We start from the raw sequence: 7,033 nt of genomic DNA on the forward strand, positions 1-7,033 counted from the left end.
CGCCGGAATGACTGCGAATGCGCATGTTGCCCCCTGTGGTCGCGGCCACGACGCTCGCGCCGTCGTGTGCCGTCATCGCAAACGGGACGCAGCGGTCGTTGCCATCATGCGCAGCGACGAAGCGACACGCTGGCGCGACGAGCCGTGGCGGCCGCCGCCGGGGCGTAGTCGACGCCAGGCGAATCGGGTCGGAGGCGGCTGAACTCGAGCGCGGCTGGCCGACGAGGACGCCCTTCCTGCGCCGCTGAACCGGGACAGTTCGACGCGAGGACCCGATCGCGCGTAGTGGACCCATCCCTTCAACGTGATCGGCCCCTGGGGCTGGTCGACGATGCTCATCGCCGCTCGCAGCAACGCGGCGGCGATGCCGACGAAGCGGAAGCCAAATCCGCCCCCGCGCAGACTGTCGAGTTCCAGACATGAGGATTCCGCCGTTGAGCGACTCGAACAGATCGTCGCGAACGTTGTTGTCCGCGACGATCGGGTGAGGGTGGCCGGCTACGCCGCTGTGCGGGTGCCGATATTTGTGGAGAGGATCGACGAAGCGGCATTCTCGGCGATCCTATTCGGCCCAACAGGACGTGCGCGCCGTCGAAGGCGGCGACCAGAGACGCTGCGATCGCGCGGGCATTCCTCGAGAGCGAGCCGCATTTCCGGTCGTGCGATCGGTGGCCACCGCAGAGCCGACCATGCATGTGAGAGGCGCGCCGATGCATTCGACATGTATCGCCCCTGGTCGTCGCGGGTAGAGACGTTGCTGGCCGACATGGCGTACCCGATGTCAGCGATGGGTGCGCACACGAAGATTGCGCCGCGCGTATAGGTGGAGATCTCGAACGGGCTATCCCGATCCGGCGATTCGATCAGCGTTTGCTCGAACGCCAGAGGTGGAGTCGATCCGCAATCCGTGGCCACCGTTGAGGGCGAGGTAGGACCGCTTCCGCGGATATCTGCTTCCGCGGAATGGAGCGGGACGGTGGCCGGTGTCATGCGTGATGGGCACCGTTCCCGTCATCTTGAGCAGCGCCTCGTCGCAGGCGTTGATGCCGTTGCGAGTGGATGCGGACGTTGCCGCGAGGTTCAGTCGCGCAGCACGCTCCCGTCGTTTCCGCCCACGCGGTTGTCGACGACGAGCATGCCGGACGCTTCGCCGCCAAGAGGGTGACCATCACGGAGCCGTCGAGCTCGACGCCTTCCGATCCGCCCGAGGCGTGCAGGCTTTCAACGTTCGATCGCGCTCTACGGCGCGTGTTTCGCAGGCGCAGGGCGCCTAGCCGACGGGGATCGCCCCGGCGTCGGCGTTCGATGCGAAGAGGCTCGGGGGCAGCAGGACGGTCGCAAGCACGAAGTATCGCGCCGGCATCACGCGCGCGTGGGTCGGTTCGGTTTTCATCGGCGTTTCCGTGGGGATGGTTTGGATGCTTCACGCGTCGTGCGCGGACGGATCGGCGGGCGCCGCGGCTTCGACCGGCATCGAACCGCGTCGATCAGCGGGAACGCGCAAATCCGAAGCTGTCCGCGAAAATGCGGCCCACCTCGACGAGCTGGAGTTCGAACGCGCCCAGGTCACGCGGGCCATTCACGTTGAGCACGTCTGCCGTATCCACGTCCCGTGGCGCACCGGCGAAGTCCACGCCGCCGCCAGCTTGGCCGTAGTCGACACCCGGTGAATCCGGATCGAGTCGTCCCAGCGAATCGAAGTAGAGGGGGCGCTCGAGAATGACGACGTCACCGGGCGCTGCACCGATGCGGTTGGGGGCGATCACGTTCGTGAAGTGGGCCGATGCCGCGCCGCCCACGATGTTTACGAATACCTGCGGTTGATCAAGGATCGCGTTGGTCATTTGCAGCAGGCCCGCGTCGATGCCGATGAAACTCGTCTGGAACGTGCCGGTATTCTCGAAGACCGTCGTATCCCAGATGTCGACGATCCCGCCGTTCAGCGACTCGAACAGGTTGTCGCGCAGCGTGTTCTTCGTCACCACGGAATCGGTGAGGGTGAGGGACGCGCTGCTGGTGGCCACGCCGAGATTGGTCGAGAGGATCGAACTCGCGTTGTTGTAAGCGAACAGCGTCCGATGCACGTCGACGCGCGCACCGGTGAAAGCCGATACCAACGGAACATTCGGCCGGCCGTTGCCGACGATCCGATTGCAGCCGTGCGCGGCGTCCAGTGCCGGGCACCGCACGTTCGCGGCGTCAGGAAAATCGCACATAGGTCCGTTCATTTCGACGAACACGGACGGTCCGTCCGCATGGATCGCGCGGCCGAGATTGCCGTCGAGGACGACATTGCGCGCGCAGAGGCGATAGGACGCGGGCGTGCCGACGCGGATCGCACCGAACGCGTTGTCCGAAATCGTCAGCGGGTTGCCCGGATCGGTGGAATAGAGCACCGCGTTGCCCGTGGGATTGCCTCCCCCGACCTTGACATGCAGGCCGAGGCCGACGTTTTGCGAGAGGACCGGCCCGGTCGCGCCGATCTCGATGGCGTCCATGCCTTCGCTCGCCTGGATGCCGTCGCCGCCGTTTCCGCTGATCTCGTTATGTTCGCCGTAGATCGCGAAGGACGCCCCGCGTCCCACCCTAACTCCGACGTCCTGGTTGTCGATGACTTTCACGTTGCCGAGGAATTCGGTTCTCCCGCCACGAAGTTCGATGCCGCGGCTGTTACTGACGACCGTGTCCTGCAGTCGCAGGATGCTGCCGCTGCCGAAGAACCGGATGCCGCTGCCGTCGATGTGGTTGATCGTAACGTTCTGCAGCCGCAACTCGCCGCCATTCGCGTCATTCCAGCCGAGCCCCCAACTGCCCTCGATCCACAAGTTGCGCAAGCTGAGTTCGCCACGGTCGTGCTGCTCAATCGAATAGTCGTTGCCCCCGTAGATGCTCGCTCTGCCGAACGCCGTCGGCGTGAGATCCCTGCAGTTGTCGAAGCCGCCGACAATCTCCAAAGAAACGCCCGAAGGCACGCCGGCTAAATCGACGTTTTCGCGGTAGACGCCATCCGGCACATCGTCGGTGAGGATGATCAGGCTGAATCCGGGCAGGCGGTACGCGCGTTCGATCGCTGTCTGCAGCGTGGGCTCCGTGCACGAGGGCCCGCGGCCAACGAGGATCGCGCCCGCGTGCGCAGCACCGTGGGCGAGCAACCCGCCGAGCACGAGCCCCGCGAGTGCAAGCGGACGGCGATGGCGGCCAATGCTCCCGCATGGCGGGGAGTTGTGAGGTCGGAATGCGGTTTCTGTTCTCATGACGGGTACCCGGGCTTTGTTCGTGCACGCCCCCCGTGTGCCGAGCGACGCATCGCATGCTGATGAACGTCGGATCCGCCATGGCCGCGTCATGCGCAGTCAACGTCGTGTGCCGTAGCTCGGGGGCGCGCAGGGCAGCTCCCGCTGAACACGCTCGCCGCCATCGCCCTCGCGCGCGGCATCTCGGGACGGATGGCGCCGTGCGCGCGGATCCAACGTTTTCTCCTCCACCAAAGTCCGTGGAGCAGATGATGACCAACCCTCGCACCCCGACCGAGCGGACCAGGCGCCCGGGCGGAATTCCGGTATTCGCGCTGGCCTTGGGCGGCCTGCTGTCCGCGCACAATCCCGATGCTTTCGTCTACACCGTCGGCCGCAGCGGTACGAGCAACAACTGCAGTTTCCCGACGATCCAGGCCGCGCTCGACGCGGCCGCGGCGACGAGCGAGGCGGACGAGATCTGGATCACGCGCGATGTCGCCGAGGGCTTCTACCGCCAGCAGGCGCTCGTCGCGAATCGTGTGGTGAACCCCGACGTATCCGATCCGGGGCCGCTGAAGATCGTCGGTGGCTTCGACGACTGCTGGGATGTCACGCCCAGCGACGTTACCGAACTCGATGGCAACGGTGGCGCGAAAGCCCCGGTACTCACGATACTCGGCCACGATGTATCGATCGAAGGCATCCGTTTGACACGCGGCGATTCCACGCTGAATGCGGACTCGTACGGTGGTGGCATCGCCTATCTCGGCGCGGGGTCGCTGAACATCTTCCGCTCGGTGATCGACAACAATGATGCCGGCGTCGGTGGTGGCATCGCGGTGTTCGCACGCGGCGGCGATGCGCGCCTGAGCGTCCAGAACTCGCACATCGACGACAACCGCGCCGGCGCGGTCGGCGGCGCCGTCCTGTTGCAGTCCGACACCGGAATCGCTTCACTGACCGTCGGCGGCGGGACGCGCATCAACCGCAATTTCGCCGGCGAAGGCGGCGGTGCGATCGCGATGAGCGGACGCTCGACATTGTGGATGGCCGACGAACTGGGCGGCATCCAGGTGGATGCGAACGGCACGCTCGGCGATGGTGGCGCCATCCTCGCCGTTCCGCCGGTTTCGATCCTGCTCAAGACGATCCCCGTCGCGGGCTCGGGCGCCACGTTCACCGGCAACGAGGCCGAGTTCGGCGGGGTGATCGCCCTGGGCGACCATCCGCGCCTGGGAAATGCGCACGGTGATGCGTCGGTGCGCATCCTGAGCTGGTTCGAGCACCCGCAGGTGTTCGCGTTCAATCGAGCGCACGCGCGCGGTGGCGTGATCTCGGTTTCCAATCCGGCCGGTGCGGCGTCGGTCGACGTCTGCAGCTGGAACGCAGGATTCGAGTTCAACGACGCACAAGACGCGGGGTCCGTGGCGTTCGTGCGCGGCGCTAACACGACGTTCCGCAACGAAGCGACCTGCGACAACGTGCCCGCGGCCTGTCCTGGTGCGCAGTGCAATCGCATCCTCGGCAACGCCTCGACCTTCGACGATGGCCGACCCGCGAACGGTTCGTTGTTCGAGTCCGAAGACGGCGCGCGCATCCAGCTCCAGGGAATGCGCATGCTGCACAATGGCGTGCGCGACCTGTTCCGCCTGCAGCGCCGGCCGGGCACGTCGATGTCATCGATCGGAGGCACCGACCTGCTCGTGGCGCAGAACGCGGCGAAGTCGGTCGCCCAGCAGTGTTTTCTCGATTGCGAGATCGCGCTTCGCAACGTCACGATCGCCGACAACGCGCTGAGCGGCGCCATTGTCGGCAACGACAGCGGAACCTCCTCGCTTTCCGACGCGATCATCGACCAGCCGGGTGCCGCCCTCTTCAGCGTCGGCGCCCCGCCGCCCGGCGCGATCGTATTGACGCGCGTCCTGCACGATACGTCGTATCCCGGCAGCGGCCCGACGCTCTGGAGAGGACAGCCGACCTTCCTCGATGCCGCCTCGGGCGACTACCGACTCGCGTCCCATTCGCTGGGCGTGGATTGGTCGCCTCCGGACGGCCCGATGGGTCAGGATGCCTATGGTCGGGAGCGCGACGTCGATCTGCCTTGGCGAGCGGACCTGTTCGGCACACGCGATCTTGGCGCCCTGGAAACGCAACTCGGAGACGTGGAGGCGCCACTGTTCGTCGACGGATTCGACCCGCGATAGCATGCGCTACATGGATCGACGCATGGCCGGCGCTGGCTGGCCGTGAAGCAGTGCGAATGGCAAACGTCCGCGCCGCACATCGGCCGGCGATGTGCGCGAGGAGCACGATGAGACCCGATCACCTGACCCTGCTCGTATCGTCGCTCGAGCGATCGATGCCGTACTACGGCACGTTGCTGCCGGCGCTCGGCTTCGCCAAGACCAAGCCGCACGTCTGGTCGAGTGCGGATGGTTTCCACTTGCAGTTTCTCGAAGCGCGCGCGGAGACGCGTCCATACGAGCGTTACGGCGCCGGGATGAACCATGTTGGGTTCAGTGCAACGACGCCGGAACAGGTGCATGCGTTGCGTGCGACGCTTTCCGTGGCAGGCTTCGCGGTTGGCGACGTGCAGGACATCGACGGTGCAACCGCGTTCTTCGCGAAGGATCCGGACGGGATCCGGTTCGAGTTGACCTACTACCCACCCGGGGCATCGGTCGTCGACTGAACGGCGGGGCGATTTTCGCGGTGCAATAGCCGGAGATCGGGCGGCTCCACGCCCGCACGGAATGCGCACGAACTGCCGGATGCGGGCGGGGTGGGACGACCGCGAGGCATTTCGCCCCGCGATCGCTTCAAGTCTTGGCTGTGTCAGGGATGCAATGCGCCGTCGAATCCGGACGAGAACAGGGCGTCATTGTCCAAACGGATGACGCGCGTGCGGTAGTAGATCGGCATCCAGGGGTCTTCCGGATCCTCGCGAAAGCCGGCACTGCCGACGATGACGGGACGATTGTTCTGCAAGGCGAGCGTATAGACGTCCGCCACCAGCTGGGTCGGTCCGGGCGCAGGCCCGACCGGGCCGTTGGCGTAGCCCGGATCCACCTTTCCCTCGGCCGTCAGGCGTCCGGTGACCATTCTCGGTGTCTGGTTCGTCACGCGGTCCCGTATCAGGGCGCCGTAGACGATTCGACCGTCCTGCTGGACGACGAGTCCGCGCGGCACCTGCAGGTCGTATCCATTCGCCACGGACAACGCGCGAAACCCCGGTGATTCGGGGCTGCCGAACGCTTCGCGGCGCGCACCATCCGGTGCGAAGCGCGCGATGACCGGGAACACGGCGTTGCCGGCGCCTGCGGTGAATTCGGCAGCAATCACGATATCGCCGCCCGGTGCGATTGCGATGTCGTCGATCACATTGACCGACGAGTTCGTCCACTCGGGCACGAAGCGCAGCCAACCGCCATCGGCGAAGGACGTATCGAGCTTGCCGTCGTGGAGGCGTGCGAGCGAGAACGCGACCGTGGCGGGGTCGAGAAGCTGGTACCCGCCCACGACGATGTCGTCCCCGGGCACCACGGCCACGGCGTACGCGGCGCCTTCGTGGTCAACGACGGTCCCGTCGTCGCCGCGTTCGACGAGCTCGGCTGGGAATGGGGCGGCGACTGGCGCCATGCGTTCGACGATCACCACATCGCCGCGCGCTAGCTACAAATCGCCGAGCCGCTTCACCGGTAACGTGACGCCGACGACGCGACCGATGACACTGCCGACCGGCACGACGCCCCAATAGCGCGAGTCGTTCGCGTGATTGCGATTGTCGCCCATCACGA

General features: G+C 66.0%; 7 protein-coding genes. 3 read left to right on the forward strand and 4 right to left on the reverse strand.

Annotated features, from left to right (window positions below; translation table 11 throughout):
* Window positions 1–1,270: 1,270 nt before the first annotated feature.
* A complete protein-coding gene (locus ACTHK2_RS01425; protein WP_440243892.1) occupies window positions 1,271–1,393 on the reverse strand; it encodes a hypothetical protein in 123 nt (40 codons plus the stop codon).
* A gap of 94 nt (window positions 1,394–1,487) precedes the next feature.
* Window positions 1,488–3,164, reverse strand: coding sequence for a right-handed parallel beta-helix repeat-containing protein (locus ACTHK2_RS01430; RefSeq protein ID WP_440243893.1), 1,677 nt, complete (start codon window positions 3,162–3,164; stop codon window positions 1,488–1,490).
* Window positions 3,165–3,505: 341 nt separating this feature from the next.
* Here ACTHK2_RS01430 and ACTHK2_RS01435 point away from each other — a divergent pair, with 341 nt between their 5' ends.
* Window positions 3,506–5,440, forward strand: a complete 1,935-nt coding sequence (locus tag ACTHK2_RS01435; RefSeq protein WP_440243894.1) for a hypothetical protein — start codon at window positions 3,506–3,508, stop codon at window positions 5,438–5,440.
* A gap of 107 nt (window positions 5,441–5,547) precedes the next feature.
* Entirely contained in the window at window positions 5,548–5,928 is a 381-nt protein-coding gene (locus ACTHK2_RS01440; protein WP_440243895.1) for a VOC family protein, read from the forward strand.
* Window positions 5,929–6,071: 143 nt separating this feature from the next.
* Here the strand turns inward: ACTHK2_RS01440 and ACTHK2_RS01445 are convergent, their stop codons facing one another.
* Complete coding sequence (locus tag ACTHK2_RS01445) at window positions 6,072–6,776, reverse strand: hypothetical protein (protein ID WP_440243896.1); 705 nt, start codon at window positions 6,774–6,776, stop codon at window positions 6,072–6,074.
* Between the two features lie 27 nt (window positions 6,777–6,803).
* On the opposite strand from ACTHK2_RS01445, the gene ACTHK2_RS01450 reads away from it, so the two are divergent.
* Window positions 6,804–6,908 carry a M15 family metallopeptidase gene (locus ACTHK2_RS01450; protein WP_440243897.1) on the forward strand — a complete coding sequence of 35 codons (105 nt, stop codon included), beginning with the start codon at window positions 6,804–6,806 and terminating at the stop codon, window positions 6,906–6,908.
* On the opposite strand, the gene ACTHK2_RS01455 is transcribed toward ACTHK2_RS01450, so the two are convergent.
* Window positions 6,909–7,028: a S26 family signal peptidase gene (locus tag ACTHK2_RS01455; RefSeq protein WP_440243898.1), complete on the reverse strand. Its 120-nt coding sequence runs from the start codon at window positions 7,026–7,028 to the stop codon at window positions 6,909–6,911.
* Between the last annotated feature and the right edge of the window lie 5 nt (window positions 7,029–7,033).

The organism is Dokdonella sp. (genome assembly GCF_051958935.1).
Classification (GTDB): domain Bacteria; phylum Pseudomonadota; class Gammaproteobacteria; order Xanthomonadales; family Rhodanobacteraceae; genus Dokdonella_A.

What these genes read in the sequence shown, in the direction of transcription:
- ACTHK2_RS01435 (WP_440243894.1), top strand. Translation starts at nt 3,506, where the DNA reads ATGACCAACCCTCGCACCCCGACCGAGCGGACCAGGCGCCCGGGCGGA.
- ACTHK2_RS01455 (WP_440243898.1), bottom strand. Translation starts at nt 7,028, where the DNA reads ATGGGCGACAATCGCAATCACGCGAACGACTCGCGCTATTGGGGCGTC.
- ACTHK2_RS01440 (WP_440243895.1), top strand. Translation starts at nt 5,548, where the DNA reads ATGAGACCCGATCACCTGACCCTGCTCGTATCGTCGCTCGAGCGATCG.
- ACTHK2_RS01425 (WP_440243892.1), bottom strand. Translation starts at nt 1,393, where the DNA reads ATGAAAACCGAACCGACCCACGCGCGCGTGATGCCGGCGCGATACTTC.